The sequence below is a fragment of the Achromobacter animicus genome (assembly GCF_040775605.1).
GTDB classification, from domain to species: domain Bacteria; phylum Pseudomonadota; class Gammaproteobacteria; order Burkholderiales; family Burkholderiaceae_B; genus Achromobacter; species Achromobacter animicus.
In genome coordinates, this window is record NZ_JAYGJK010000001.1 from 1459139 (window position 1) to 1484987 (window position 25849).

The 25849-nt window shown below is 65.3% G+C and carries 28 protein-coding genes; 22 read left to right on the forward strand and 6 right to left on the reverse strand.

The features are described 5' to 3' along the window. Positions 1-64: 64 nt before the first annotated feature. The 4 genes from AB3147_RS06530 to msrQ all read left to right on the forward strand — a co-directional run bounded on the left by AB3147_RS06530 (position 65) and on the right by msrQ (position 3480). Entirely contained in the window at positions 65-1027 is a 963-nt protein-coding gene (locus AB3147_RS06530; RefSeq protein ID WP_438860966.1) for an RluA family pseudouridine synthase, read from the forward strand. 1 nt (position 1028) lies between these two features. Then, positions 1029-1691, forward strand: coding sequence for an HAD family hydrolase (locus AB3147_RS06535; RefSeq protein ID WP_367351593.1), 663 nt, complete (start codon positions 1029-1031; stop codon positions 1689-1691). A gap of 167 nt (positions 1692-1858) precedes the next feature. Beyond that, positions 1859-2821 (forward strand): protein-methionine-sulfoxide reductase catalytic subunit MsrP, encoded by a 963-nt coding sequence (gene msrP, locus AB3147_RS06540; RefSeq protein WP_175122961.1) that lies wholly within the window; start codon positions 1859-1861, stop codon positions 2819-2821. Between the two features lie 11 nt (positions 2822-2832). After that, positions 2833-3480: a protein-methionine-sulfoxide reductase heme-binding subunit MsrQ gene (gene msrQ / locus AB3147_RS06545; protein WP_367351594.1), complete on the forward strand. Its 648-nt coding sequence runs from the start codon at positions 2833-2835 to the stop codon at positions 3478-3480. 24 nt (positions 3481-3504) lie between these two features. Here msrQ and AB3147_RS06550 read toward each other — a convergent pair whose 3' ends face one another. From AB3147_RS06550 to AB3147_RS06560, 3 genes are read right to left on the reverse strand one after another with little or no spacing between them, the layout of a single operon-like run. Further along, positions 3505-4290, reverse strand: coding sequence for an N-acetylmuramoyl-L-alanine amidase (locus tag AB3147_RS06550; RefSeq protein WP_367351595.1), 786 nt, complete (start codon positions 4288-4290; stop codon positions 3505-3507). A gap of 2 nt (positions 4291-4292) precedes the next feature. Beyond that, positions 4293-5003, reverse strand: a complete 711-nt coding sequence (locus AB3147_RS06555; protein WP_218345229.1) for an SAM-dependent methyltransferase — start codon at positions 5001-5003, stop codon at positions 4293-4295. Beyond that, a complete protein-coding gene (locus AB3147_RS06560) occupies positions 5000-5602 on the reverse strand; it encodes a Maf-like protein (protein WP_367351596.1) in 603 nt (200 codons plus the stop codon). Before AB3147_RS06560 ends, AB3147_RS06555 begins: the two co-directional genes overlap by 4 nt. A 72-nt stretch (positions 5603-5674) precedes the next feature. Here AB3147_RS06560 and AB3147_RS06565 point away from each other — a divergent pair, with 72 nt between their 5' ends. The 18 genes from AB3147_RS06565 to AB3147_RS06650 all read left to right on the forward strand — a co-directional run bounded on the left by AB3147_RS06565 (position 5675) and on the right by AB3147_RS06650 (position 22703). After that, complete coding sequence (locus tag AB3147_RS06565; RefSeq protein WP_367353520.1) at positions 5675-6349, forward strand: YceD family protein; 675 nt, start codon at positions 5675-5677, stop codon at positions 6347-6349. 52 nt (positions 6350-6401) lie between these two features. After that, entirely contained in the window at positions 6402-6584 is a 183-nt protein-coding gene (rpmF, locus tag AB3147_RS06570; RefSeq protein WP_006218037.1) for a 50S ribosomal protein L32, read from the forward strand. 59 nt (positions 6585-6643) lie between these two features. Further along, positions 6644-7711, forward strand: a complete 1068-nt coding sequence (gene plsX, locus AB3147_RS06575) for a phosphate acyltransferase PlsX (RefSeq protein ID WP_175137337.1) — start codon at positions 6644-6646, stop codon at positions 7709-7711. After that, entirely contained in the window at positions 7711-8697 is a 987-nt protein-coding gene (locus AB3147_RS06580) for a beta-ketoacyl-ACP synthase III (protein ID WP_175122955.1), read from the forward strand. The genes plsX and AB3147_RS06580 overlap by 1 nt, the downstream gene beginning before the upstream one ends. A gap of 96 nt (positions 8698-8793) precedes the next feature. Further along, positions 8794-9729, forward strand: a complete 936-nt coding sequence (gene fabD, locus AB3147_RS06585) for an ACP S-malonyltransferase (protein ID WP_367351597.1) — start codon at positions 8794-8796, stop codon at positions 9727-9729. Between the two features lie 3 nt (positions 9730-9732). Next, positions 9733-10485 (forward strand): 3-oxoacyl-ACP reductase FabG, encoded by a 753-nt coding sequence (fabG, locus tag AB3147_RS06590; RefSeq protein WP_175122953.1) that lies wholly within the window; start codon positions 9733-9735, stop codon positions 10483-10485. Between the two features lie 191 nt (positions 10486-10676). Beyond that, complete coding sequence (gene acpP / locus AB3147_RS06595; RefSeq protein WP_003813816.1) at positions 10677-10916, forward strand: acyl carrier protein; 240 nt, start codon at positions 10677-10679, stop codon at positions 10914-10916. Positions 10917-11099: 183 nt separating this feature from the next. After that, positions 11100-12329, forward strand: coding sequence for a beta-ketoacyl-ACP synthase II (gene fabF / locus AB3147_RS06600; RefSeq protein WP_175122952.1), 1230 nt, complete (start codon positions 11100-11102; stop codon positions 12327-12329). Positions 12330-12821: 492 nt separating this feature from the next. Then, positions 12822-13421, forward strand: a complete 600-nt coding sequence (gene rpoE, locus AB3147_RS06605) for an RNA polymerase sigma factor RpoE (RefSeq protein WP_008161984.1) — start codon at positions 12822-12824, stop codon at positions 13419-13421. 12 nt (positions 13422-13433) lie between these two features. Continuing rightward, entirely contained in the window at positions 13434-13940 is a 507-nt protein-coding gene (locus AB3147_RS06610; protein WP_105237797.1) for a sigma-E factor negative regulatory protein, read from the forward strand. Continuing rightward, complete coding sequence (locus AB3147_RS06615; protein WP_367351598.1) at positions 13940-15028, forward strand: MucB/RseB C-terminal domain-containing protein; 1089 nt, start codon at positions 13940-13942, stop codon at positions 15026-15028. The genes AB3147_RS06610 and AB3147_RS06615 overlap by 1 nt, the downstream gene beginning before the upstream one ends. Positions 15029-15066: 38 nt before the next feature. Continuing rightward, positions 15067-16551 carry a DegQ family serine endoprotease gene (locus AB3147_RS06620; protein WP_175122950.1) on the forward strand — a complete coding sequence of 495 codons (1485 nt, stop codon included), beginning with the start codon at positions 15067-15069 and terminating at the stop codon, positions 16549-16551. Between the two features lie 292 nt (positions 16552-16843). Further along, positions 16844-18637, forward strand: a complete 1794-nt coding sequence (lepA, locus tag AB3147_RS06625; protein WP_175122949.1) for a translation elongation factor 4 — start codon at positions 16844-16846, stop codon at positions 18635-18637. Positions 18638-18659: 22 nt separating this feature from the next. Next, positions 18660-19547 (forward strand): signal peptidase I, encoded by an 888-nt coding sequence (gene lepB, locus AB3147_RS06630; RefSeq protein WP_218345225.1) that lies wholly within the window; start codon positions 18660-18662, stop codon positions 19545-19547. Between the two features lie 2 nt (positions 19548-19549). Next, positions 19550-20311: a ribonuclease III gene (rnc, locus tag AB3147_RS06635; RefSeq protein ID WP_175122947.1), complete on the forward strand. Its 762-nt coding sequence runs from the start codon at positions 19550-19552 to the stop codon at positions 20309-20311. Beyond that, complete coding sequence (gene era, locus AB3147_RS06640) at positions 20308-21198, forward strand: GTPase Era (protein WP_056321933.1); 891 nt, start codon at positions 20308-20310, stop codon at positions 21196-21198. Before rnc ends, era begins: the two co-directional genes overlap by 4 nt. Next, entirely contained in the window at positions 21191-21778 is a 588-nt protein-coding gene (gene recO, locus AB3147_RS06645; protein WP_175122946.1) for a DNA repair protein RecO, read from the forward strand. Before era ends, recO begins: the two co-directional genes overlap by 8 nt. A 16-nt stretch (positions 21779-21794) precedes the next feature. Beyond that, positions 21795-22703 (forward strand): LysR family transcriptional regulator, encoded by a 909-nt coding sequence (locus tag AB3147_RS06650; protein WP_367351599.1) that lies wholly within the window; start codon positions 21795-21797, stop codon positions 22701-22703. Between the two features lie 8 nt (positions 22704-22711). Here the strand turns inward: AB3147_RS06650 and AB3147_RS06655 are convergent, their stop codons facing one another. From AB3147_RS06655 to AB3147_RS06665, 3 genes are read right to left on the reverse strand one after another with little or no spacing between them, the layout of a single operon-like run. After that, positions 22712-23812, reverse strand: a complete 1101-nt coding sequence (locus tag AB3147_RS06655) for a pyridoxal-phosphate dependent enzyme (protein ID WP_367351600.1) — start codon at positions 23810-23812, stop codon at positions 22712-22714. 3 nt (positions 23813-23815) lie between these two features. Continuing rightward, positions 23816-24805, reverse strand: a complete 990-nt coding sequence (locus AB3147_RS06660; protein WP_367351601.1) for a M14 family metallopeptidase — start codon at positions 24803-24805, stop codon at positions 23816-23818. 31 nt (positions 24806-24836) lie between these two features. Next, positions 24837-25793, reverse strand: a complete 957-nt coding sequence (locus AB3147_RS06665; RefSeq protein WP_367351602.1) for a Bug family tripartite tricarboxylate transporter substrate binding protein — start codon at positions 25791-25793, stop codon at positions 24837-24839. Positions 25794-25849: the final 56 nt, after the last annotated feature.

Here is a 25849-nt window from a genome sequence, read left to right on the forward strand (position 1 = left end):
ATCTCTACGCCAGGCGGCTAGTTCAGCCCCTTAAGGCTGTCCCGATTATATGTCGCTTTCCGCAATGCGCAAAGAAACTTCCTCCCCCGTATCCGCCTCTAAAGCAGCCCCCGCCGTCCGCATGGTTGAAGTGGGCGCCGAGCATGCCGGCCAGCGTCTGGACAACTTCCTCATGCGGCTGTGCAAGGGGGTGCCCAAGACGCACATCTACAAGGCGATCCGCGGCGGCGAAGTCCGCGTCAACAAGGGACGCATCCAGGTGGATTACCGGATAGAGGAAGGCGACGTCGTCCGCATTCCGCCCCTGCGCCTGCCTGACCCCGGCAAGCCCCGACCCGTGCCCGCCGCCGAATTCCCGATCGTCTTTGAAGACGACGCCATGCTCGTGGTGGACAAGCCGGCCGGTGTTGCCGTCCACGGCGGCAGCGGGGTCTCGTTCGGCGTGATCGAACAACTGCGGGCCGCGCGCCCGCAGGCCAAGTTCCTGGAACTGGTGCACCGGCTGGACCGCGAAACCTCGGGGCTGTTGATGGTCGCCAAGAAGCGCAGCGCGCTGCTGGCGCTGCACGCCATGCTGCGCGAGGGCCGGAGCGACAAGCATTATTTCGCGCTGGTCGAGGGCGATTGGGTCAACGACCGCCAGCACATCAAGCTGTCCCTGACCAAATGGACCACGCAGTCCGGCGAGCGCCGCGTCAAGGTGGATCCGGACGGGCAGACGGCGCACACGATTGTCACGCTCAAACAGCGTTTTGGCGGTTACAGTCTGGTCGATGCCGAGCTGCGCACCGGGCGCACCCACCAGATCCGCGTCCATCTGGCATCCAGCGGCTTTCCCATCGTCGGGGACGACAAATACGGCCACGACGACGTGCGTGCGCAATTTGCGCGGCAGGGCTTCAACCGCATGTTCCTGCACGCTTACAGCCTCACCTTGCCTCACCCGCTGACGGGTGAGGTCATGACACTGACCGCCGAGCTGCCGCCAGCTTGCCGGAACATCCTGAAAACACTGGAGTCTGCCTGATATGTCGTATTCGCTGGTCGTCTTTGACTGGGATGGCACCCTGATGGATTCCACGCACAGCATCGTGGCCGCCATTCAGGGCGCTTGCCGCGATCTGGATCTGGCGGTGCCGTCCGCGTCCGAGGCAAGCTGGGTCATCGGCCTTTCGCTCGAAAGCGCGTTGCGCCGTGCCGTCCCCGAATTGACGCAGGCCATGCTGCCTCGCTTCCTTGAGCGCTACCGCACGCACTACCTGCTGCGCGATCCGGAATTGCGCCTGTTCGAGGGCATCAACGAGTTGCTGACCGACCTGGCCAGAAAGAACGTGCGGCTCGCTGTCGCCACGGGCAAGAGCCGCGTCGGCCTGACGCGCGCGCTGGCCGCGACCGGCCTGGGCCCTCTGTTTGACGCAACCCGCACCGCCGACGAGACCTTCAGCAAGCCGCATCCGGCCATGCTGCACGAACTGATGCAGGAACTGGACGTGGATCCGTCGCGGGTCATCATGGTGGGCGATACCTCGCACGATCTGCAGATGGCCTGCAACGCGGGTGTGCACGGCCTGGGGGTCACCTACGGGGCACACACCCTGAAGGAGCTTGAGGGATGTGCCCCGCAAGCAGTGCTGGACACCGTTCCGCTCGTGCGCGAATGGCTTATGCCGCGCGTGAGTGCCGGCGCGTAGGCTCTGGCTGATGAAGGCCGGCAGGAACGTCCGCCGGTCCGGCGGGTCTATCCGCAAGGCGCTGCGCGTGCTTCGCGAGGCCGCTGCGGAATAAGATAGCCCCGTCCAGCGTCCATGGTTGACGCGGGCGCGCGCTCACGGAGCGCGGCGCCATACCGGAGATTACGATGCTGATACGCAAGCCCGACGACTTTTTGCCGTCCGAGATCACTTCCGAGGCCGTGTGGCGATCGCGCCGCGAACTCATGTTGCGCGCCGGCGCTGCCGCTGCCGCCGTCGGGCTGCCCGGCTGGGCTACGCGCGCCGCCCACGCGCAGGACGCCGGCGCGCTGCCGGGCAAGTCCAACCCTGCGTTCAGCATCATGGACAAGCAGACGTCCCTGGCTGACATAACGTCCTACAACAATTACTACGAGTTCGGCGTAGATAAGGGCGAACCGGCCAAAAATGCTGGCAAGTTGCAGACCCGGCCGTGGACCGTGAGCGTCGAGGGCGAGGTCAACAAGCCGCGCACGTTCACCATCGAAGAGTTGCTCAAGCTCGCGCCCATGGAAGACCGCGTCTACCGCCTGCGCTGCGTCGAGGGCTGGTCCATGGTCATTCCGTGGGTTGGATATTCGTTGTCCGAAGTGCTCAAGCAGGTGGAGCCGAATGGCAACGCCAAGTACGTCGAATTTGTCACTGCCGTGCAGCGGGAAAACATGCCGGGCGTGCGTGCTGCCATCCTGGAGTGGCCGTATGTGGAGGGGTTGCGCCTGGACGAAGCCATGCATCCGCTGGCGATGCTGGTCTTTGGCGTCTATGGGCGCGTGCTGCCCAACCAGAACGGCGCGCCGCTGCGGTTGGCCGTGCCGTGGAAGTATGGATTCAAGTCCGGCAAATCGCTGGTGAAGATCCGGCTGGTGGAGAAGCCGCCCGTCACATCCTGGGTCAAGTCGGCCCCGCAAGAATACGGCTTCTACGCCAATGTGAACCCTAACGTCGCGCATCCTCGCTGGAGCCAGGCCACCGAGCGCCGCATCGGCGAGGACGGCCTGTTCACGCCCAAACGCAAGACGCTCATGTTCAACGGCTACGGCGATCAGGTGGCGTCGCTTTATCAGGGCATGGACCTGAAGGCCAATTACTGAGGCGCTGATCCGTGTCCGTTGCTCCTCGCGCTGCCTCGGCTGCGGCACCCAGGAAGGCGCAGCTCTCGGCCCGGACGATCGGGCGCTTCAAGCCGCTGCTCTTTCTGCTGGGCCTGGCGCCGTTCGCGCGCTGGATATGGCTGGGGATGCACGACGGCCTCACGGCCAATCCCGTTGAATTCCTGACACGATCGTCTGGCACCTGGGCTCTGGTATGCCTGCTGGTCACCCTGGCCATCACGCCGCTGCGCCGTCTCACGGGTCAGCCCGCGCTGGTACGCGTTCGGCGCATGTGCGGATTGTTCGCGTTCTTCTACGCGGCGCTGCATTTCATGGCGTGGGTATGGTGGGACCGTGGCTTCGATCCCGCCGAAATGGTGCGTGACATCGTCGAACGTCCCTTCATCATGGTGGGATTTTCGGCCTTCGTGCTGATGACCGCTCTGGCTGCCACGTCGACGCAGTGGGCGATGCGGCGTTTGGGCAAGCGCTGGCAGACGCTGCACCGGGCCATCTATGCCATCGGCCTGCTGGCGATTCTGCATTACTGGTGGCACAAGGCGGGCAAGAATGACCTGTCCGAGCCCGCGATCTACGCCGCGGTGCTGGCGCTGCTGCTGGGTTGGCGCGTCGTTGCCTGGTGGCGCGCGCGGGCGTAGTCCGCTAGCGCTGGGGCGCCGCAGCTACTGCATGGCCAGCATGATGGCCGCGGTTTCCGCGTCGGGCTGGCCATCGTGCAGGGCAGGGCGGTAGTGCATCTGGAACGCGGCCAGCGTGTTGATCGTTGCGCGGTCCAAAGTGCCGTCCTGCGGACTGGCGTAGCCAAGCCGCTGCAGCTGCTTCTGAAACCATGCGACATCCGGCACGCCCTCGATCTGCATGCGAGCCAGATGCTGGGCCGCGCCTGCCTCGTTGTACCAGCGCCCGATACCCGCGTCCGCCAGCGTCTTCCAGGGGAACAGCGGACCCGGATCCACCTTGCGCTGCGGCGCGATGTCGCTGTGGCCCACGACGTTCTCCGGCACGATGTTGTGCCGGTGGATGATGTCGCGCAGCAGGATGGTCAGCGCCCGGACCTGGCGGTCGTCGTAGGGGTGCCAGACGCGCTCCCCGTTGCTGCCTTCGGTCCAGCCCGGATTGACGATCTCGATGCCGATCGAGGTGCTGTTCATTGCGATGTTGCCATACCAGGAACTGGCCCCTGCGTGCCATGCGGCGCGGTTTTCGTCGACCAGCCGATAGGCGCGGCCATCCAGGTCCAGCAGGTAATGCGCGCTGACCTTGCCCTTGGAAAGCAGGCGCAGCGACTCGGCGTCGTCGACCGTGGTGTAGTGCACGACCACGGATCGCACCCGGCTGCTCTGGCTGACGGCGGTGATCGAGGTGTCCAGATCCAGGCCGGCGGGCCCGCGCGCCGCGCAGCCGGCCAGGACCGCCGCGGCCAGCAGCGTGGAAAATAGGCGGGTCATGATCAGCGCGCCAGGTACAGGAACAGCGTCGGCAGCTTGTCCAGCTGGGGCGCCGGCAACTTCTTCCAGTCGGCCACCGAATGGGTGACCACCCATTCGTCTGCCGTCGTCATCGAGCGCGCCACGCACAGCTTGGTGTCGCCCTTCAGGGTGGCGATCAGCGTGGCAAACATCGCCGCGTTGCGGTACGGGGTCTCGATCAACAACTGCGTCTGGTTGTGGCGGGCCGAGTGCTGCTCCCAGGCGCGCAGTTGCTTGGCGCGCTCGCCGGGTTCCACCGGGGCATAACCATGAAAGGCGAAACGCTGCCCGTCCAGGCCGCTGGCCATCAAGCCCAGCAGAATCGAAGAGGGGCCTACCCAGGGTTTGACAGCGATCCCCATGCGGTGCGCTGCGTCCACGATCTTGGCGCCGGGGTCCGCGACGGCGGGGCAGCCTGCCTCGGAAACCAGGCCGATCTCCGCGCCGCGCTTTGCGGGGTCGAGCCATGCCTTGATCTGCGGGGCGTCGGCCTTGTCGGTGAGGGTGTGGATGGTGATTTCCTGCAGCGGCCGGGTGGTGCCGATGAGCTTCAGGAAGGCGCGGGCGGTCTTGGCGTTCTCGGCGATGTAGGTGTCCAGCCGGCCGGCTAACGAGCGCACGTCGGCGGGCAGCCAGCGCTCGGGCGGCGCGTCGCCCAGGCTGACCGGAATCAGGTGCAGGGCGCCGTTCATGCGGATGCTCCCGGGGCGTCGAGCGGATCCAGTCCGAAAGTTGCCAGCATGCGTGTCAACTCGATCAGCGGCAGGCCTATGATGGCGGTGGGGTCGTCGCTTTGAATGCTTTCCATCAGGGCAATGCCCAGGCTTTCCGCCTTGGCGCTGCCTGCGGTATCGTAAGGCTCTTCGGCGCGCAGGTAGGCGTCGATGGCACGGTCGGACAGTTGGCGGAACCGGCAGCGCGTCACAATGTCGGCCTTTTCCACGCGTTGGCCGTCGGTCACGGCCAGCGCGCTGTGAAACTCCACCAGTCTGCCCGACAGCGCGCGCAGTTGCGCCTGGGCCCGCGTGAAGTCGCCCGGCTTGCCGATGTGGGCGCCGTCCACGGTGGCAACCTGGTCAGAGCCGATCACGATGCTGCCCGGATGTTTTTCCGCCACCACCATCGCCTTCGCGACGGACAGGCGCAGCGCCAGCGCCTCGGGGGTTTCGCCAGGTTGTGGCGTTTCGTCTACATCGGGGGAAATCGCCGAAAAGGGCAGCCGCAGGCGCGACAACAGTTCTTTGCGGTATCGCGAGCTGGACGCGAGGATCAAGCTAGGTTTGTGGGGCATGCGGCATTTGACGGTAATACGTAAGTCACAGTATTATCTAACGTTTTGCGGCATTTTTGCAGGAACATCAACATGACACCGAAGGGAAAGCCTGGCGATGCGAGTCGCCGCGCGGACGGATCGGCCGGTGCTGGTGTGAATGCGGCGGACTCTGACGTCAAGCGCATCGACGCCTTCGCCTTTGCCCGTCTGGGTAAAAGCGCGCAGGGCAGCATCGCCTTGGTGCGTCTTGCCCGCGTGGTCGATGGCCTGCCCGAGCAACCGCTGGGCGAAGCCGGACTCGTGACCTGGTCCGTGCAAGGCGAAGAAGGCAAAACTGGCTTGCTGATGGGCCAATCGCTTTTGCGCCTGCATGTGAAGGCGAATCCGGTGGTTGTGTGCCAGCGGTGCAATGCGCCGTTTGCGTATCCGGTCGACAGCGAAGTCGTGCTGCAACTGGTCAAATCCGAAGACGACCTCGACGATGATCATTCCTTTGCCGATCAAGGCGACGATGACGACGACGAGGACGACGAAGGCGTAGGAAGGGATTCTGTGGCCCAGCTACCTGAAAAGGTGGTGGGTTCGCATCATTTTGATCTGTTGGCCCAGATCGAAGATGAGCTCATTCTGAGCATTCCGTATGTGCCCAAGCATGATGTATGCCCGGGCGCGCAGGCCAAGGCCAGCGAAGCTCCTGAAGAGGAGCCCGCTGTCAAGCGTCCGTCGCCGTTTGCGGTGCTGGAACAACTGAAGCACAAAGATTGAGATCAACATCGGGCCGCATCGCGTACAATGCGCCCCGTTTCTAGGAGTCATCATGGCCGTTCAACAAAACAAGAAGTCCCCCTCCAAGCGCGGTATGCACCGTTCGCACGATTTTCTGGTGGCCCCGTCGACCGCCATCGAACCGAACACCGGTGAAACGCACCTGCGTCACCACATCAGCCCCAACGGCTTCTACCGTGGCCGCAAGGTCCTGAAGACCAAGGCCGACGAATAAGGCCCCCGGGCCGAACTCGTACTCGGACCATTTCGGCTGAGCGCTGATACCTGGCACCCGTGATACGCATCGCCATAGACTGTATGGGCGGAGACTTCGGTCTGCCCGTCACGATTCCGGCTGCGATCGAGTTCGCCCGGCAATTTCCGGACACCCGGCTATTGCTGGTCGGGCTTCCCGACGCTATCGAAGCGGCGCTCTCCGAGCACCGCAACGTGGCGCGCGATCGCTTTGAGATCGTGGCGGCTTCCGAAGTCGTCACCATGGACGACCCGGTCGAGGTCGCCCTGCGCCGCAAAAAAGACTCCTCCATGCGCCTCGCTGCCCAGTCCGTCAAGGATGGGCGGGCGGACGCCTGCATTTCCGCGGGCAACACGGGCGCCTGGATGGCCATCTCACGTTATGTGCTCAAGACGCTGGACGGCATCGACCGCCCGGCGATCGCCACGTCCATTCCGAACCAGACGGGCCGCGCCACCACGGTGCTGGACCTGGGCGCGAATGTGGACTGCACGGCCGAGCACCTGCTGCAATTCGCCATCATGGGCGCCGCGCTGTCGCAGGCGGTGGACCATCGCGACAACCCCACCGTGGGCTTGCTGAACATTGGCGAAGAAGTCATCAAGGGCAACGAAGTCGTCAAGGAAGCCGCCGAGCTTCTGCGCGGCAGCCCGCTGAACTTCTACGGCAACGTCGAAGGCAATGACATCTTCAAGGGCACGGTCGACGTCGTCGTCTGCGACGGCTTTGTCGGCAACGTCGTGCTCAAGTCCGTGGAAGGACTGGCGAAGATGCTGTCCAGCATCATTCGCGAAGAGTTCAAGCGCAATCTGATCACGCTGATCGCCGGCGCGGTGGCCAAGCCTGTGCTGAACCGCCTGCGCAACCGCGTGGACAACCGCCGCTACAACGGCGCGGCTTTGCTCGGCTTGCGTGGCGTCGTCATCAAGAGCCACGGATCCGCGGACGTTTACGCCTTCGGTTTTGCCTTGCAACGCGCGCGCGAAGCCGTAGTGAGTAAACTGCTGGAGCGCACCGCGCAGACGGTCGCTCAAATTACCAAGCGCGTTCAATCCGGCGATCGCCCATCGGCGGCGTCGCCCAACGTGGCTGGGGATACCGCTTGATGGATACCGCAATGAAATACTCCGTGATCGCGGGCACCGGCAGCTTCTTGCCGGAACGCGTGGTTTCGAATGACGAACTGGCTGCGGAACTGGCGACGCGCGATATCGCTACCTCCGACGAATGGATTGTCGAGCGCACGGGCATCCGTCAGCGCCATCTGGCCGAGCGTGGCGTGACCACCAGCCAGCTGGCCACCGAGGCCTCGCGCCGCGCGCTGGCCGATGCGGGCGTTGATGCTTCCGAAATCGATCTCGTCATCGTGGCCACGTCCACGCCCGATTTCGTGTTTCCCAGCACGGCCTGCCTGGTGCAGGCCAACCTTGGCGCCAAGGGTTCGGCCGCGTTCGACGTGCAGGCCGTGTGCAGCGGCTTCGTCTACGCGCTCACCACCGCCGACAGCTTCATCCGCGCGGGCCGCGCGCGCTGCGCGCTGGTGATCGGCGCCGAAGTGTTCTCGCGCATCCTCGACTGGAACGACCGCAGCACCTGCGTGCTGTTCGGTGACGGCGCCGGCGCTGTTGTGCTGAAGGCCTCCGACACGCCCGGCATCCTGGCCGCGCAACTGCATGCCGACGGCAGCCAGATGAAGATCCTCAGCGCCGCGGGCAACGTGGCCTACGGCGACGTCACGGGCGATCCGTTCCTGCGCATGGACGGCCAGGCCGTCTTCAAGCAGGCCGTCACCGTCCTGGACCGCTCCGCGCGCGACACCTGCGCCGAAGCCGGCGTCACCGTTGCCGACGTCGATTGGCTGATCCCGCATCAGGCCAACGTGCGCATCCTGAATTTCCTGGCTCGCAAGCTGGACGTGCCCGTCGAGAAGGTCGTCATCACCGTCGACAGTCACGCCAACACGTCCGCGGCCAGCGTGCCGCTTGCGCTCGATGCCGCGCGCCGCGACGGCCGCGTCAAGCCGGGCCAGCTCATCCTGATGCAGGGCGTGGGCGGCGGATTCACCTGGGGCTCGGTACTGGCTCGCATGTAAAGGTGTGCCCTGGCCGCGGCGGCATGTGTGCCGCGGGCGGCCGGAGAGCGCGCCTGGCATTCCACACAGACACTGAATCAATCCACACGCTCAATCATGAAAATCGCTTTTGTCTTTCCTGGCCAGGGTTCGCAAGCTGTCGGCATGCTGGACGCCTGGTCCGGCGTGGCGGCGGTCACCGATACCGTCGCACGGGCCTCGCAGGCGCTGGGTCAGGACCTGGGCGCGCTGATCGCGCAGGGTCCCGTCGAACAGCTCAACCTGACCACCAACACGCAGCCGGCCATGCTGACCGCCGGCGTTGCTTTTTACAACGCCTGGATCGCCGCGGGCGGCCCCAAGCCTGATGTCGTGGCCGGCCACAGCCTGGGCGAATACGCCGCGCTGACCGCCGCCGGTTCGCTGGCGCTGGAAGACGCCGTGCGCCTGGTGCGCGTGCGGGCCGACGCCATGCAGGCCGCCGTGCCGGTCGGCACCGGCGCCATGGCCGCCATCCTGGGTCTGGACGACGACGCCGTGCGCGCCGCGTGTGCGCAAGCCGCAGAAGGCGAAGTGGTCGAAGCCGTCAACTTCAATGCGCCCGCGCAAGTCGTGATCGCCGGCCACAAGGCTGCAGTCGAACGCGCCTGCGAACTGGCCAAGGCAGCCGGCGCCAAGCGCGCCTTGCTGCTGCCCGTATCCGCGCCGTTCCACTCCAGCCTGCTCAAGCCCGCCGCCGACGTGCTGGCTGGCGCGCTCGCTGGCGCCGCTGTGTCCGCGCCGCAAGTGCAGGTCATCAACAACGTCGATGTGGCTTCGCCCACCGACCCCGACGCGATCCGCGATGCGCTGGTTCGTCAGGCGTGGCATCCTGTGCGCTGGGTCGAAACCCTGCGCGCCATGAAGGCGCAAGGCGTCACGCACGTCATCGAATGCGGTCCGGGCAAGGTGCTTGCTGGCCTGACCAAGCGCATCGACCCCGAACTCACCGGCCTGGCCATCACCGATCCTGCTTCGCTGGAAGCGGCGATGGCAGCCGTCAACGGAAACTGATCAATGGACAACACCTCGACCGAACTGCAGGGCAAGATCGCGCTCGTCACGGGCGCGACCCGCGGCATTGGCCGGGCGATCGCCCTGGAACTGGCCGGGCGCGGCGCAACCGTCGTCGGCACCGCCACGTCCGAATCGGGCGCGGCTGGCATCACTGAAGCGCTGGCGCCGTTCGGCGGCCGCGGCGTGGTGCTGGATGTGACCGACGCGGCTGCCTGCGATGCGCTGATCGACGCGCTGGGCAAGGAAGGCGGCGGTCCGCACATCCTCGTCAATAACGCCGGCATCACCCGTGATACGCTGGCGATGCGCATGAAGGACGACGATTGGTCGGCCGTCATCGACACCAACCTGGCTTCCGTCTTCCGCCTGTCGCGCGCTGTGTTGCGCAGCATGATGAAGGCCCGCTGGGGACGCATCATCAACGTGACTTCCGTGGTGGGCTCCAGCGGCAATGCGGGCCAAGCCAATTACGCAGCCGCGAAGGCGGGCGTGGCGGGCATGGCGCGTGCTCTGGCACGTGAACTGGGCAGCCGCAACATCACCGTGAACTGCGTGGCGCCTGGCTTCATCGATACCGACATGACGCGTGCGCTGGGCGAAAACCAGACCGCGGCGCTGCTGCAACAGATTCCGCTGGGCCGTTTGGGCTCGCCGGCTGACATTGCGCATGCCGTGGCCTTTTTGTCCGGGCCGCAGGCGGGTTACATTACCGGCACCACCCTGCACGTCAACGGCGGGATGTACATGCAATAAATCACGAATCACGCGCCGCCGCCGGGCAGCCGGCAAGGCGGCGCGCGATTCTCCGGAAACGCCGCACATGGTCAACCTGCGCCGGTCTCGGCGACAGAACAAATGCGCGGTGTTATTTTTGTCACGGTCAGGCGTTGCATCACTCCGCGCTTGGCTATAATTCGCGGGATTTTTCCCAATTGGAGATCTGCATGGAAAGCATCGAACAGCGCGTCAAGAAGATCGTCGCTGAACAACTTGGCGTCAACGAAGCCGAGATCAAGAACGAGTCCTCCTTCCTTGACGACCTCGGTGCCGATTCGCTCGACATGGTCGAACTGGTCATGGCCCTCGAAGACGAATTCGAGACCGAGATCCCCGACGAAGAGGCCGAAAAGATCACGACCGTGCAACAAGCGATTGACTACATCAATTCGCACGGTAAGCAGTAAGCTCAGCCTATATCGTCCTGGTTGCCCGATTTCGTCGGCCAACCTGGAATCAGGGCGGTTTCAGGAGTGCCGTGTGGTCCACCGGCAGGTCGGGCGTTGTAATGCCTCACCTGCCTTCATGTGGTCCACACGCGCAGCGCATCCCGAAAACCGCCTTTCTTTTGTCTGTTTGAGGAGTCATCCGTGAAGCGACGTGTCGTCATCACCGGCCTGGGTATCGTTTCCCCCGTAGGAAATGATCTGACCACCGCTTGGGACAATATCGTCAACGGACGTTCTGGCATCAGCCGCATCACCCGTTTCGATCCCTCGGCCATCACCACCCACATTGCTGGCGAAGTCAAAGACTTCGACATCAGTACCTATATTTCGGCCAAGGAAGCCCGCCAGATGGATACGTTCATCCATTACGGCCTGGCTGCCGGAATGCAGGCCTGGCGCGATTGCGGCCTGGAAGTCACCGAAGAAAACGCCGAGCGTATCGGCGTGATCGTGGGCTCCGGCATCGGCGGTCTGCCGCGCATCGAAGAAACCCAGGTCGATTACCTTGCCAAGGGACCTCGGCGCATTTCGCCGTTCTTCGTGCCGGGTTCGCTGATCAACCTGATTTCCGGGCATCTGTCGATCGCCTACGGCATGAAGGGTCCCAGCTACGCCGTGGTGTCGGCCTGCACGACCGGCCTGCATTGCATTGGCGATGCCGCACGCCTTATCGAATACGGCGATGCCGACGTCATGGTGGCTGGCGGCGCCGAATCCACCGTGTCGCCGCTGGGCATTGGCGGCTTTGCCGCCATGCGCGCGCTGTCGACCCGCAACGATGATCCTCAGACCGCATCGCGTCCCTGGGACCGCGACCGCGACGGCTTTGTGCTGGGCGAGGGCGCTGGCGTCCTGGTGCTGGAAGAATACGAGCACGCCAAGAAGCGCGGCGCGCGTATCTACGGTGAACTGGCTGGCTACGGCATGAGCTCCGATGCCCACCACATCACCGCACCGGACAAGGACGGCCCGCGCCGCGGCGTGATCAACGCGCTGCGCAACGGCGGCCTGAATGCCGAAGACGTCCAGTACGTCAACGCGCATGGCACGTCCACGCCGCTGGGCGACAAGAACGAAACCGACGCGCTCAAGCTGGCGTTCGGCGACCACGCCAAGAAGCTGGTGGTCAACTCGACCAAGTCGATGACCGGCCACCTGCTGGGCGCGGCCGGCGGCATCGAAGCCGTGTTCACGACGCTGGCTGTGTACAACCAGGTCTCGCCTCCGACGATCAACATCTTCAATCAGGATCCGGAATGCGATCTGGATTACTGCGCGAACGAAGCGCGGCAGATGAAGATCGACGTGGGTCTGTCCAATTCGTTCGGCTTTGGCGGCACCAACGGCTCGATGGCCGTTCGCCGGGTCTGATTTGGACGACTTGGTCGGGGGGCGTTGGTCGTTCCGCCTACCTGTCTCGCAGCCCAGGGGAGCCGTCGCGCTCTTCGGGCTGGCGCTGGCCGCTGCGGCGGCCAGCGTGCTGACAGCGGCAGCCTGGCATGGTTATGCCTGGGCTGCGGCCGCGCTCCTGGCCCTTCTATTCCTCTTGGCCGGGCTGTTACACTCGGCTCGGAACGCCCCGTCCCCGGTAACGGCGCTACGTACCGCGACCGGGACTGGCCACTGGCAGCTACGCCGGCCGCAAGGCTGGCAGGACGCGCTGCTCCTGGACCAGCAACGGGGCCCAGCGTGGCTGACGCTTATCCTGCAGCCTTTGCCCACCGGGAGTACGGCCTTTACCACTAGCAAAATCACCCTCACCGTCTGGAAGCACACGCTGCGACCCGAATCCTGGCGCCGTCTGCGCCTCGTCGCGGGAACGGCGCGGCAGGCACGCCCGACGCGTCCTTTGCGGGAGGCCTCATGAGCGAGCGCGAAGTCGACGCCGAGCTTGTCGCCCGCGTGCAGCGGGGCGACAAGAAGGCATTTGATCTTCTGGTGCTCAAGTACCAGCGCAAGATCCTCCGTCTGCTGGCCCGGATGATCCGCGATCCCGCCGAAATCGAGGATGTGGCGCAGGAGGCCTTCATCAAGGCGTACCGCGCCTTGCCCCAGTTCCGCGGCGAAAGCGCCTTCTACACCTGGCTGTACCGCATCGCCATCAATACGGCGCGCAACTGGCTCGCCTCGCAGGGGCGGCGCCCCAGCGCGCCCAACGCGATTGAAACGGAAGACGGTGAAACTTTTAACGAAACCGACAACCTAACGGATATAAGCACGCCGGAATCCATGGTTGCCAGCCGCGAAATCGCCGAGACGGTGAACGCGGCCATTGAGGAACTACCTGAAGAATTGCGCACCGCAATTGTCCTGCGTGAAATCGAAGGTATGAGTTACGAAGACATCGCCCAGAGCATGGATTGCCCGATCGGTACGGTGCGCTCCCGCATTTTTCGTGCGCGTGAAGCCATTGCGACCAAGTTGCGTCCGTTGCTCGACACCGATGTCGAGCGTCGCTGGTAAGGAGTGGCAGTCATGCAAACAGCAGCCAAATCCGTTGAGATCGCCGAGTCCTCCTGGGAGGAATCGGTTTCCGCCTGGATGGACGGAGAAGATTCCGACGATATTCTTCCCAGTCTGTTGTCCAAAGAGGGACGTCAGACCTGGGACACCTATCATTTGATTGGTGATTCCCTGCGCAATTCCGATCTGGCGCTGACGCCCAGCGCGGCCTTCTCGGCCCGCCTGGCGCGCGCGCTGGACGCGGAACTGCCCATCGTAGCGGCGCCTCGGCGCCGCTCGCCATTGCGCATGGGCCTGTCCGGCCTGGCCGTCGCCGCCGCAGTGGCCACGGTCGCGTGGGTGGCGCAGCCGTACGTCACCGGCTCGCCGGCGACGGATGTGCGCGTGCTGGCCGACGCCAGCTCGCCGGCTTCGGCCTCCGACGACTCGGGCCTGCGCGATTACCTGGAGGCCCATCGCCAGATGGCCGGCCCCAGCGCGGTCCGGCAGGTGTCGTTCGATGTCGGAGCGGGACGTTGATGGCGCTTGTGCTTCCATCACGCTGGCCGGTGCTGGGACGTGCTGCCTCGTGGCAGGCTCATCGCGCCGGCTGGTTCGCCGCCACGCTCCTCACTGCTTTCCTTGCCGCGCACGGTCCCGCGGCCGCCGCTGGCGCCACGCCGGCCGGCCAGACCGAAGACGTCGTGCAGCTGCTCACGCGCATTCAGCAGGCGGCCCGCAAGCAGGACTACGCCGGCGTCTTCATGTATCAGCAGGGCGACGTTATCCAGTCCTCGCGCCTCGTGCACGTCCTGGATGGCACCGGCGAGCGCGAACGCCTCGAGATCCTTGACGGCCAGCCGCGCGAATACCTGCGTCACAACGACGACGTGCAGTGCCTGATCCCCGAACGCAAGACCGTGCTTGTCGAGCGCCGCCGCGGAGATCGCTTCCCCGGCTTGTTGCTGGGCGATCCGGCCAACCTGTCGGAACACTACAAGATCCGCACGGAACCCACGCCGCACCGCGTTGCTGGCCGCGAATGCCGGCTGATCACGATCGAACCGCTGGACAAGCTGCGTTACGGCTATCGCCTGTGCGCGGACGTCGAAACCAATCTGCTGCTGAAGGCCCAGACGCTCAATGCCGCGCGTGGCGTGGTCGAGCAGGTGTCGTTCACCTCGCTGCGATTGGGCTCCGAAGTCGATCCGCAATCGCTGTCCTCGCGCTGGAATACCCGCGACTGGAAGGTGCTCGAGGCCAACATGCAGCCCGTGGACCTGGCGGCTCAGGGTTGGCGCATTCCGGCGCCCGACGGCTTCAAGACGATCATGCAGGTCTCGCGTGCCATGAAGCGCGGATCGCCGGTCAGCCAGATGGTGCTGTCCGACGGCCTGGCGGCAATCTCGGTCTTCATCGAGCCCTATGACAGCCAGCGCAACCACCAGCCGGCGCACGGCGCGTCCCAGCGCGGCGCGATCAATGTATATGGCGCGCGCATTGCGGATTTCTGGCTGACCGCGGTGGGCGAAGTGCCCGCCGCCACGCTGGAACAACTTGCGCAGGCCACTGAGTACGTGCCTCCCGCACCCGCGGCAGCCGCACCCGCGGAGGGCGGGGCCAAATAATTCCCGCCGTTCCGCAAGCAGCAATTTCGGAGTGACATATGAAAGCAATGACGGTCTCGAACGCTTTTTTCCGGCGCTTTCTGGCGGCTGTCGCGGCGGGGGCCATGCTGTCCACCGCCTACGTGCCGGTGACGGTGGCGCAGACGGCGCCTGCCGCGGTCGGATTGCCCGACTTCACGGCTATCGTTGAAAAGGCCGATCCGGCCGTCGTCAACATCCGCACGACCGCCACGGTTCCGGTGCGCGGCGGCGGCAATGGCCCTGGCGGCAGCGATCCCTACGAACTGTTCCGCTGGTTCTTCGGTCCCGAATTCCAGCCGCCCGGACCGCAATCGCCCAATCCGCGCCAGCGTCCGCAACCGACGCCGCCTGAAGAGCGCACCGTGCCGCGCGGCGTGGGTTCGGGCTTCTTTGTGTCGGCCGACGGCTACATCCTGACCAACAACCACGTGGTCGTCGACGCGACGGACATCTACGTCACCCTGACCGACGGACGCGAGTTCAAGGCCAAGGTTATCGGCACGGACGAGCGCACGGACGTGGCGCTCATCAAGATCGAAGCCAAAGACATGACGCCGCTGGTGATCGGCGATCCCAAGAAGCTCAAGAAGGGTCAGTGGGTGCTCGCCATCGGCTCGCCGTTCGGCCTGGATTCCACCGTCACTTCCGGCATCGTCAGCGCCATCGGCCGCGATACCGGCGAATACCTGCCGTTCATCCAGACCGACGTGGCGGTCAATCCCGGCAATTCGGGCGGCCCGCTGATCAACCTGGACGGCGAGGTCGTGGGCATCAATTCCCAGATCATCTCGCGCAGCGGCGGATTCATGGGCATCTCGCTGGCCATTCCGATCGACGAAGCCATGCGCGTGGTGGACCAGCTGCGCACGACCGGCAAGGTCACGCGTGGCCGGGTTGGCGTGCAGATCGGTGAAGTCGGCAAGGATGTGGCCGAGGCCATCGGCCTGCCCAAGGCAGAAGGCGCGCTGGTCAGCAGCGTTGAAGCCGAAGGCCCTGCCGAGCAGGCGGGTGTGCAGCCGGGCGACGTGATCCTGAAGTTCAACAAGGAACCGATCAAGCGCTGGTCCGACCTGCCGCGCATCGTCGGCGAGACCAAGCCGGGCACGCGCGCCGACATGGAAATCTGGCGCAAGGGCAAGAGCATGACGCTGTCGGTCAAGGTGGGCGAGATCCCCACCGAGAAGGCCGCTGCCGCCGGCAAGAAGCCTGCGCCGGAACCCGAGGTCACCAACGCGCTGGGCCTGGGCGTCATCGACGTCCCCGCCGATACCCAGAAGAAGCTGCGCATCAAGGGCGGCGTCCAGGTGAAGGTTGCCGATGGCGCGGCCGCGAAGGCGGGCCTGCAGGAAGGCGACATCGTGTTGGCGCTGAACGACACCGATGTCACCGGCGCAAAGCAGTTCGGCGAACTGGTCGCCAAGCTGGACAAGAGCCGCGCGACGGGCCTGCTGGTGCGCCGTGGCGACCAGACGCAATGGGTAGCGGTGCCTGCGTCCAAGTGATGACGGCCCGGACCGGCGGGCGCCTGCCCGGCGCCGCCACCGGGCAGCCAGCACGGCGGGAAACCGCCAGGTGCGGCCACCCCAGGGCGCTTTTTGTCCCGGGGCGCGCCCCGGACAAAAAAAATGGCTCAAGACCGGCTAAAATGGCTGGTTGCCGCAAGAGGGGGCGCTTGGCGCCCCCTCAGTTTTGTCCGGGCCTAGCCCGTCAGCGCCTCACACGTCGGCCGTGCACATTCCGGCGGCGGTGTCTCCCGGCCGTGTGCCGTCTGTTCCGTCCCTTATAAATTCAAGCATGCAGCATATCCGCAACTTTTCCATCATTGCCCACATCGATCACGGCAAGTCGACCCTGGCCGATCGCCTGATCCAGCGCTGCGGCGGACTGGCGGATCGCGAGATGTCGGCGCAGGTCCTCGATTCCATGGAAATCGAGCGCGAGCGCGGCATCACCATCAAGGCCCAGACGGCCGCCCTGCATTACAAGGCGCAGGACGGCAAGATCTACAACCTGAACCTGATCGACACCCCGGGGCACGTGGACTTCTCGTATGAAGTCAGCCGCTCCCTGTCCGCCTGCGAAGGCGCACTGCTGGTGGTGGACGCATCGCAGGGCGTGGAAGCCCAGACGGTGGCCAACTGCTACACCGCCATCGAACTGGGCGTGGAAGTCGTGCCGGTGCTGAACAAGATGGACCTGCCGCAGGCCGATCCCGAAGGCGCCCGCCAGGAAGTCGAGGACGTGATCGGCATCGACGCCTCGGACGCCGTGCTGGCCAGCGCCAAGACCGGCATGGGCATCGACGAAATCCTCGAAACCATCGTGGCCCGCGTGCCCGCCCCGGAAGGCGATCCCGAAGCGCCGCTGCAGGCGCTGATCATCGATTCGTGGTTCGACAACTACGTCGGCGTGGTCATGCTGGTGCGCATCATCAATGGCGTGCTCAAGCCCAAGGACAAGATCCTGCTGATGGCGTCCGGCGCCACCCACCTGTGCGAGCAGACCGGCGTGTTCACGCCCAAGTCGCAGCAGCGTCCGCATTTGTCGGCGGGCGAGGTGGGCTTCATCATCGCCGGCATCAAGCAGCTTGAAGACGCCAAGGTCGGCGACACCGTCACGCTGGCCAACAAGCCCGCCGCCAACCCGTTGCCGGGCTTCAAGGAAGTCAAGCCGCAGGTCTTCGCCGGGCTGTATCCGGTCGAAAGCTCCGAATACGACCAACTGCGTGATTCGCTCGAAAAGCTCAAGCTCAACGACGCCGCGCTGATGTTCGAACCCGAAGTGTCGCAAGCGCTGGGCTTCGGTTTCCGCTGCGGTTTCCTTGGCCTCTTGCACATGGAAATCGTGCAGGAGCGCCTGGAACGCGAATTCGACATGGACATCATCACCACCGCGCCGTCGGTGGTGTACGAAGTCGAGCAGCGCGATGGCTCCGTGATCACCGTGGAAAGCCCGTCGCGCATGCCCGAGATCGGCAAGATCCAGGACATCCGCGAGCCCATCGTGAAGGTCACGCTGTTCATGCCGCAGGACTACGTCGGTCCGGTCATGACGCTGTGCAACAACAAGCGCGGTGTGCAGGTCAACATGAGCTATCACGGCCGCCAGGTTCACCTGGTGTACGAGATTCCGCTTGCAGAGATCGTGCTGGACTTCTTCGACAAGCTGAAGTCCGTGTCGCGCGGCTATGCCTCGATGGACTACGAATTCCTGGAATACCGCTCCGCTGACGTGGTGCGTGTCGACCTGCTGATCAACAACGACCGCGTCGACGCGCTGGCCGTCATCGTCCACCGCAGCAACGCGCGCCACCGCGCGCGCGACGTGGTGACCCGCATGCGCGGCCTGATTCCGCGCCAGATGTTCGACGTGGTCATCCAGGCGGCCATCGGCGCCGAAATCATCGCGCGCGAGAACGTGAAGGCCCTGCGCAAGAACGTGCTGGCCAAGTGCTACGGCGGCGACATCTCGCGCAAGAAGAAGCTGCTCGAAAAGCAGAAGGCGGGCAAGAAGCGCATGAAGCAGGTGGGCAGCGTGGAAATTCCGCAGGAGGCGTTCCTTGCCATCCTGCAGGTGGAAGACAAATAGAACCCCAGAAGGCGATTAGCTGATGAGTTGGAACTTTGCCCTGATCCTTTTTATTCTGCTGGTGGTTACCGGCGTTATCTGGGTGCTCGATCTGGCCGTACTGCGCAAGGGGCGTGAGCGCCGTGCGCAGGCCGCGATGGCGCAATACGACGCGGCACTGGTGGGCGATGCGCAAGAGGCCGAGCGCCTGCGGCGCGAAGCCGGCGACGCCGCGCGGCGCGTGCCCTGGTGGGTCGAATACGCGGTCAGCTTCTTTCCCGTCATCCTGTTCGTGTTCATGCTGCGCTCGTTCGTGGTCGAGCCGTTCCGCATTCCGTCCGGCTCGATGCTGCCCACGCTGCAGTCTGGCGACCTGATCCTGGTGAACAAGTTCAGCTATGGTCTGCGCCTGCCCGTGATCGACAAGAAGGTCATCCCCGTCGGCGAGCCCAAGCGTGGTGATGTGTTCGTGTTCCGGTACCCCGTTGATCCGAACGTCGACTACATCAAGCGCGTCGTGGGCCTGCCGGGCGACGAAGTCGCATACATCGACAAGAAGCTTTATGTCAATGGCGAACTGGTCCCGCACGTGCGTGATGGTGACTATTTCGAGCCGGATCGTGTTTCGTACATCGCGCAATATAAAGAGAAGTTGGGCGACGTTGAGCACAAGATCCTGCTGGAAGAGAAGGTTCCGCAGGTATATTCCCCGGAAAGGTGGACTTTTCCGTACCGTGAAAACTGCCAATACAGCCACAATGGGGTACGCTGCAAAGTACCCGAGGGCAATTATTTCGCCATGGGCGATAATCGGGACAACAGCGCGGACAGCCGGTATTGGGGCTTCGTTCCGGAAGCCAACATCGTCGGCCGCGCTTTCTTCATCTGGATGAACTTCAGCGATCTGAGCCGTATCGGCCGATTCAACTGATTATGTCGCTAGCCACGCTAGAAAACCGCCTGGATTACCACTTCGGTGATGCGGCCTTGCTTGAACAGGCGCTGACGCACCGTAGCCACGGTGCGCGCCATAACGAGCGGTTGGAATTCCTTGGGGATTCCGTGCTGAACTTCGTCGTGGCGGCGATGCTGTTCGAACGCTATTCAAAAATCGACGAAGGCGATCTGTCGCGTTTGCGGGCCAACCTGGTCAAGCAGGCGTCGCTGGCAGATATCGCCCAGCGGCTGGAACTGTCCCAGTACCTGCGTCTGGGCGAAGGCGAGCTCAAGAGCGGCGGATTCCGCCGCCCGTCCATTCTGGCCGACACGGTCGAAGCGATCTTCGGCGCTGTCTTCCTGGATGCGGGTTTCGAGGCAGCGCGCCGCGTGATCGTGCGCCAGTACCAGCCGGTGCTGGCATCCGTGGATCCCAAAACACTCGGCAAGGACGCCAAGACCTTGCTGCAGGAATTTTTGCAGGGCCGCAAGCTGGCCCTGCCGCTGTATACGGTGGTGGCCACGCACGGCGCGGCCCACAGCCAGCAGTTCGAAGTCGAGTGCGCCATTCCGGCGCTCGATATCAAGGTAATGGCGCCCGGCGCCAGCCGCCGCGCCGCCGAGCAGTCGGCCGCCAAGCTGGCGCTCGAGGCCGCGCTGGCCGTCAGCCCGGCCACCAAGGCTGCCCGCAAGTCGGGCAAGGCGCGCAAAACCGCGCAATTGTCGCTGCCCGTGGCAGTGGCTCAAGAGACTAAATGAGCGATACCCCTTTTCGTACCGGCTTCGTTGCCATCGTCGGCCGCCCCAACGTGGGCAAGTCCACGCTGACGAACGCCCTGATCGGTTCCAAGATTTCCATCGTGTCGCGCAAGGCGCAGACCACGCGCCACCGCATCCACGGTGTGCTGACGCGCGAGCACGAGCAATTCGTGTTCGTCGATACCCCCGGTTTCCAGACGCGCCACGGTGGCGCGATGAACCGCATGATGAACCGCGTCGTCACGCAGGCCCTGGCCGACGTGGACGTGGTGGTGCATGTGGTTGAAGCCGGCAAGTGGTCCGAAGGCGACGCCAAGTTGCTGCCGCTGTTGCCCAACCCCGAACGCACGATCCTGGTCGTCTCCAAGATCGATGCGCTGAAGAACCGCGACGATCTGTTCGCGTTCGTGTCCAAGATCATGGCGCAGCATCCGTTCGGCGCCGTGGTGCCGGTCAGCGCCACCAAGAATCAGCAATTGGACCAGTTGCTTGACGAAATCGCATCGCGCCTGCCGGAAGGCGAGCCGATGTTCGAGGAAGACACGCTGACCGACCGTCCCATGCGCTTCATCGCCGCCGAACTGGTGCGCGAGAAGATCTTCCGCCTGGTGGGCGACGAACTGCCTTACGGCTGCACGGTCGTCATCGAGCAATGGGAAGAGACCGCCAAGGGCGCCACCATCAACGCCTGTGTCGTCGTCGAGCGCGACAGCCACAAGCCCATCCTGCTGGGCACAGGCGGCATGCACATGAAGCGGATCGCCACCGAGGCGCGGCAGGACATTGCCAAGCTGCTGGACAAACCCGTGCATCTGGAGGTCTACATCAAGGTGCGCAAGGGCTGGTCCGACCGCGAGGGTGCGCTGCGCGACTTGGGTTATGAGTAGACGGGCGCCACGCGTCCAGGATCGACCGGGGTTCATGCTTCACGCCACCGCGTGGCGTGAAACCTCCCTGATTGTCCAGACTTTTTCTCGCGATCATGGCTGCGTGGCCATGGTCGCCAAGGGCGCCAAGCGCCCTTATTCCGTTTTGCGCCCCGTGTTGTCGGCTTTCCAGCCGCTGCTGCTGTCCTGGACGGGCAACGGCGAGGTCAAGACGCTGACGCGCGCCGAGATCGCCGGCATCCGGCCGCTGGCCGGGGCCGCGCTGATGTCCGCCTGGTACATGAACGAACTGCTGCTGCGCCTGCTGCCGCGCGAGGACGCGCATCCGCTGTTGTTCGACGCATACGACATGGCCTTGCAGCAACTGTCTGCCGGCACTCGCGCGGCCGGGGCGCTGCGCCGCTTCGAATGGACCTTGCTGCGCGAAACGGGTTACGGCGTCGACGAGGCGCCGCCCGATTTCGACGATCCTGCCATCGAGCCCGCCTTGCGCACCGACTTGCGCGCGCGACTGGCCGAGATTCTGGCGGGCCGTCCGCTGTCCACGCGGCGCGTGCTGCTGGACCTGCAACGCATCTGATTCCCCCGCCGGCCTCATGACGTTCACGCTCAAACAGGTCGAAACCTTCCGCACCGTCTACGAGACGGAAAGCGTCACCGCCGCCGCACGGCGCCTGGACGTGTCGCCTGCAACCGTCAGCGCAACGCTGGCCGCGCTGGAAGCCAGCATCGAGCTGCGCCTGTTCGAGCGCGTGCGCCAGCGGATGCAGCGCACGCCCGAGGCTACGCTGCTGTATGAAGAGATCCGCCGCTTGAATGTGGGCCTGGAAAGCCTGGGACGCAAGATCCGGGCGATCCGCGGCGCGGCGCAGCCGCGGCTGCGCATCGGCTGCATCCACGCCTACAGCGGCGCGATCGTCAGCGATGCGATATCGCGTTTTCGCGTGCGCTATCCGGATACGCCGCTATACCTGCAGATACGCGATTCCAACACCTTGCGCGACATGGTGGTCTCGGGAGAGCTGGACCTGGCGGCGGTGGCCGATGAATCCGAACTCGAAGGGCTGCGCGGGCATCGTCTGGCCAGCTTGCGCGCGGTGGCAGTGTTCCCCGCCAGCCATGCGCTGGCGCGCCTGGAATCGGTGAATTTCTCCCATCTGGCCGAAGTCGATGTGATTGCGCTGAACGCCGAAGACGGATCGCGCAAGCGGCTGGATGCGCTCTTGCGCCAGGCCGGTCAAAGCCTGCGCGTGGCGATCGAGACGCCGTATTCCAGCACCGTGTGTCAGCTTGCCCTGGCCGGGCACGGGGTGGGTATCGCCAACCCGGCGACGGCGCTGGGCATGGAGGCCATGGGCCTCACCTACCGGCCGCTCGAGGCGCCCGTGCATTTCGAATGCCACATGATCGTGCACGGCAGCCGCCCGTTGTCCGAAGCCGGCAAGTTCTGGGCGACGTGCCTGCGCGGCGCACTGGCGCCGCTGGTCGATCGGTTTGGTGTGTAGCCCGGGAATCAGCCCCGGCGGCCGTCGGACGTCAGCATCAGCACCACGTTAGATTCCGCGTCCAGCTTGGCGGCCCGCCTGAGCCGCGCGACGGCCGCCAGCGCGGCGGCCGACGACAGTTCCGCGCCCAGTCCCATGCGCTCCAGGCGTTGCCGAGCCTGCCCGGCTTGCGAGTCGGAGGTCTCCACCGGCATGCCTTCCGACCGCGACAGGGCTTCCAATGCTTGCAGCGTGCACGTGCCGCCCGCAATGGAATACTGCTGGGTCGCGCTTTCCCATTGGCCACGGGCATCGCCGGTTTCCAGCGCGCGCGACAGGCGGGCGTACGGTTCCACGGCGTGCAGCCGGGGCAGTCGGGCGATGCGTCCGGTCTGAAGCAGGTGCTGCCAGCCCAGGAAGATGCCCCACAGCAGGTCGCCGCGCGCGGTCGGGACGATGATGTCCGTGGGCAGACCGCAGTCGTCCAGGATTTCCCGGGCAATCGGCTTGTAGCCCTCGACGCCGTACGGATGCGTGCCCACCGGCGGATTGAGGTAATTGGTGCCCGCGAACGCGCCGTGGTTGCGGCACAGGTCGGCCACGTACGGCCAGCGGCCCAGGCTGTCTTCGAAGGCGCGCAGCCGTGCGCCGAAGCGCTCCATCGCTTCGCGCTGCAGCGGCGGGCAGTTGTGGGTGATGGCGATGTCGGCCTGCAAACCGGCCGCCGCGCAGTAGGCGGCCAGCGACACGCCCGCATTGCCGCTGGAGGCCGCCGCGACGCGCGTGGCGCCGGCCAGGCGCGCACGCGAGACCAGTTGCGCCGACATGCGGTCCTTGTGGCTGCCGGTGGGATTGGCGCTTTCGCACTTGAGCCACAGCGCGCCCACGCCTTCTTCGTGTGCCAGGTCGGGCGCGGACAGGCATGGGGTGCCGCCTTCGCCTAACGTCACGGCCGACAGCACCGGCAGGGGTATGGCGCCGTCCTGCGACGGCGCGTCGTATTGGCACTCCAGGGTGGCGGGGTGCCCAGACGCCAGGCACGAAGGGCAGCCTTCGGGATAGTCTCCCGCGGGCCAGAGGGTTGCGCAGCGGATGCAGCGCAGGCCGGTCAATCTGGGGTTCATCTGCATGGGTCAGTATCTTGAAGCAAGAGAGTCCAAGGAAAGAGGGGGCGCGACCTGCAGCAGGCAATCGCCGTCGTCACTGCGCGCGATGGGACGCAGGCAGACTACGGTGCCCGCCTGTGGGCTGAGCAATGGGCGCGGAGGGACGTCGGGCCGTGCCGGTTCGATCAGGCGGCCGATGGGCTGCTGCGCGGCCACGGATTGTCCCAGCTCCACGGCGGGAACGAATACGCCGGACTTGCGGGCACGCAGCGTCGCGGCGGGGGTGTCCAGGTCGTAGAGGCGGACCTGCGCATCCTGGGCGGGGTGTGCAGACTCGGGACGGGACAGCAACCCCAACTCTGCCAGGCAGCCCAGCAGCCCGTCGCGGCAGCTGTCCGCCAGCGATTGGCTCGTTTCCCGGCCGCCGCCGATCTCGGCCGAAAGCCGCAGCACGCCGTGACGGCTGGCCGCCGCCGGCATGGAACCGGCCTCGCCGCCGCGAAAGAACACGCAGTCGGGCAGTCGGAATGCCCGCGCGAGCGCCGGCAGACGCTCGTCATACGCATCGTTGCCGTAGCGGGTGATGACCGATGACGGCAGGTAGCGCAGCGACGCGCCGCCGCTGTGCACGTCCACCATGGCCTGCACCCGGGGAAGCAGCCGAGCCTCCAAGGCCGCCGCGATGCTTTCGGTGTAGCCGCGCGCCGGTTCGCCCAGGAAAGCGCGGTTCAGGTTGCCGCCATCAGATGGCGACAGCCGCGTGCCGGCCCGCGACGCTTCCGCATTGACGGCGGGAAGCAGATAGACCGTGCCGCGTTGCAGAATCTCCGGCAACTGATGCCACAGATCCAGAATGGCGGCCTGGCCTTCCCATTCGTCGCCGTGCACGCCTGCGATGAGCGCGACGGCAGGCCCCGGGCCCGCCTCGATCCGCAACACCGGGATCGTAACGCGCCGGTAAGCCGACGCATTGGTAGCGGCGGCCACGGAGAAATCCTCGCGGGTTACGTTGGCCATGCGCAGGCTCCGTTGGGTGTTCGGGCGCGGTTCAATCCAGCGTGGCGGCCTTGATGATGCTTTCCCACTTGGGCAGCTCCTTTTTGATCTGGGCCTGGACATCCTGCGGCGTGCCACCCAGGGGTTCCTGCGAGCGGCTGCGCAACTCGCGGCTCACGGCGTCCGAGCGCAACGCCTGATTCATCGCGGCGTTCAACCGCGAGATCGCGGCAACGGGCGTGCCTGCCGGTGCAACCAGGGCGCTCCACGCGGACTGCTCGTACTCCGGATAGCCTTGTTCGGCCACCGTCGGCACGTCCGGGTTGGACGCGGCCCGCTTGCGGGTGGTGACGGCGAGCGCGCGCAGGCGGCCGTCCTTCAGGTTGCCGATCAAGGGCGGCAGGTTTTCCATCATGGCGTCCACGTGGCCGCCCAGCAGGTCCGAGAGCTGCGCGGCCGTGGCCTTGTAGGGGATCTGCCGAACCGCGGCGCCGGTCTGGGCGATGAACAGCTTGACGCCAACTTCGCTGGTCGTGCCCGGATCGGCCGAGGTCATGGTCAGGCGGTCCGGCTGCGCCCGGCTGGCTTCGATGAATCCTTTCAGATCGCGGTACGGCGACGCGGCATTCACGACGATCACATTCGGGGTCTCGGCGACCAGGCCGATGGGCTTGAGGTCACGGTCCAGGTCGTAGAGCTGCTGCTTGAACAGGTACCGATGCAGCACCAGCGTGCCGACGTGGGCATAACCGATGGTGTAGCCGTCCGCGGGGGCCCGGACCACGGCCTGCGTGCCGATGCGGCCGCCGGCGCCCACGCGGTTTTCGACGACGACTGGCTGGCCGAGCAGCCGGCTCATCTCCTGACCGATCAGGCGGGCGGTGATGTCGGCATTGCCGCCCGCGGCGGCCGGCACGATCAGCGTGATGGCGCGTTCGGGGTAATCGGCTTGCGCGTGCGGCGCGGCAAGGCAAAGCAACAGGGCGGCAAGGCCGGCAGAGCGTTTCATGACGATTCCCGAGGCGTTGAGGGCTGCGCCATTGTGCGTCCGGGAATCGGCGTTTC

Excerpts from the sequence above, each read along its gene's own strand:
- AB3147_RS06530 (WP_438860966.1), top strand. The coding sequence starts at position 65 with ATGCGCAAAGAAACTTCCTCCCCCGTATCCGCCTCTAAAGCAGCCCCC.
- AB3147_RS06535 (WP_367351593.1), top strand. The coding sequence starts at position 1,029 with ATGTCGTATTCGCTGGTCGTCTTTGACTGGGATGGCACCCTGATGGAT.
- msrP (WP_175122961.1), top strand. The coding sequence starts at position 1,859 with ATGCTGATACGCAAGCCCGACGACTTTTTGCCGTCCGAGATCACTTCC.
- AB3147_RS06550 (WP_367351595.1), bottom strand. The coding sequence starts at position 4,290 with ATGACCCGCCTATTTTCCACGCTGCTGGCCGCGGCGGTCCTGGCCGGC.
- AB3147_RS06555 (WP_218345229.1), bottom strand. The coding sequence starts at position 5,003 with ATGAACGGCGCCCTGCACCTGATTCCGGTCAGCCTGGGCGACGCGCCG.
- AB3147_RS06560 (WP_367351596.1), bottom strand. The coding sequence starts at position 5,602 with ATGCCCCACAAACCTAGCTTGATCCTCGCGTCCAGCTCGCGATACCGC.
- AB3147_RS06565 (WP_367353520.1), top strand. The coding sequence starts at position 5,675 with ATGACACCGAAGGGAAAGCCTGGCGATGCGAGTCGCCGCGCGGACGGA.
- rpmF (WP_006218037.1), top strand. The coding sequence starts at position 6,402 with ATGGCCGTTCAACAAAACAAGAAGTCCCCCTCCAAGCGCGGTATGCAC.
- AB3147_RS06580 (WP_175122955.1), top strand. The coding sequence starts at position 7,711 with ATGGATACCGCAATGAAATACTCCGTGATCGCGGGCACCGGCAGCTTC.
- fabD (WP_367351597.1), top strand. The coding sequence starts at position 8,794 with ATGAAAATCGCTTTTGTCTTTCCTGGCCAGGGTTCGCAAGCTGTCGGC.
- fabG (WP_175122953.1), top strand. The coding sequence starts at position 9,733 with ATGGACAACACCTCGACCGAACTGCAGGGCAAGATCGCGCTCGTCACG.
- acpP (WP_003813816.1), top strand. The coding sequence starts at position 10,677 with ATGGAAAGCATCGAACAGCGCGTCAAGAAGATCGTCGCTGAACAACTT.
- rpoE (WP_008161984.1), top strand. The coding sequence starts at position 12,822 with ATGAGCGAGCGCGAAGTCGACGCCGAGCTTGTCGCCCGCGTGCAGCGG.
- AB3147_RS06610 (WP_105237797.1), top strand. The coding sequence starts at position 13,434 with ATGCAAACAGCAGCCAAATCCGTTGAGATCGCCGAGTCCTCCTGGGAG.
- AB3147_RS06615 (WP_367351598.1), top strand. The coding sequence starts at position 13,940 with ATGGCGCTTGTGCTTCCATCACGCTGGCCGGTGCTGGGACGTGCTGCC.
- AB3147_RS06620 (WP_175122950.1), top strand. The coding sequence starts at position 15,067 with ATGAAAGCAATGACGGTCTCGAACGCTTTTTTCCGGCGCTTTCTGGCG.
- lepA (WP_175122949.1), top strand. The coding sequence starts at position 16,844 with ATGCAGCATATCCGCAACTTTTCCATCATTGCCCACATCGATCACGGC.
- lepB (WP_218345225.1), top strand. The coding sequence starts at position 18,660 with ATGAGTTGGAACTTTGCCCTGATCCTTTTTATTCTGCTGGTGGTTACC.
- rnc (WP_175122947.1), top strand. The coding sequence starts at position 19,550 with ATGTCGCTAGCCACGCTAGAAAACCGCCTGGATTACCACTTCGGTGAT.
- era (WP_056321933.1), top strand. The coding sequence starts at position 20,308 with ATGAGCGATACCCCTTTTCGTACCGGCTTCGTTGCCATCGTCGGCCGC.
- recO (WP_175122946.1), top strand. The coding sequence starts at position 21,191 with ATGAGTAGACGGGCGCCACGCGTCCAGGATCGACCGGGGTTCATGCTT.
- AB3147_RS06650 (WP_367351599.1), top strand. The coding sequence starts at position 21,795 with ATGACGTTCACGCTCAAACAGGTCGAAACCTTCCGCACCGTCTACGAG.
- AB3147_RS06655 (WP_367351600.1), bottom strand. The coding sequence starts at position 23,812 with ATGCAGATGAACCCCAGATTGACCGGCCTGCGCTGCATCCGCTGCGCA.
- AB3147_RS06660 (WP_367351601.1), bottom strand. The coding sequence starts at position 24,805 with ATGGCCAACGTAACCCGCGAGGATTTCTCCGTGGCCGCCGCTACCAAT.
- AB3147_RS06665 (WP_367351602.1), bottom strand. The coding sequence starts at position 25,793 with ATGAAACGCTCTGCCGGCCTTGCCGCCCTGTTGCTTTGCCTTGCCGCG.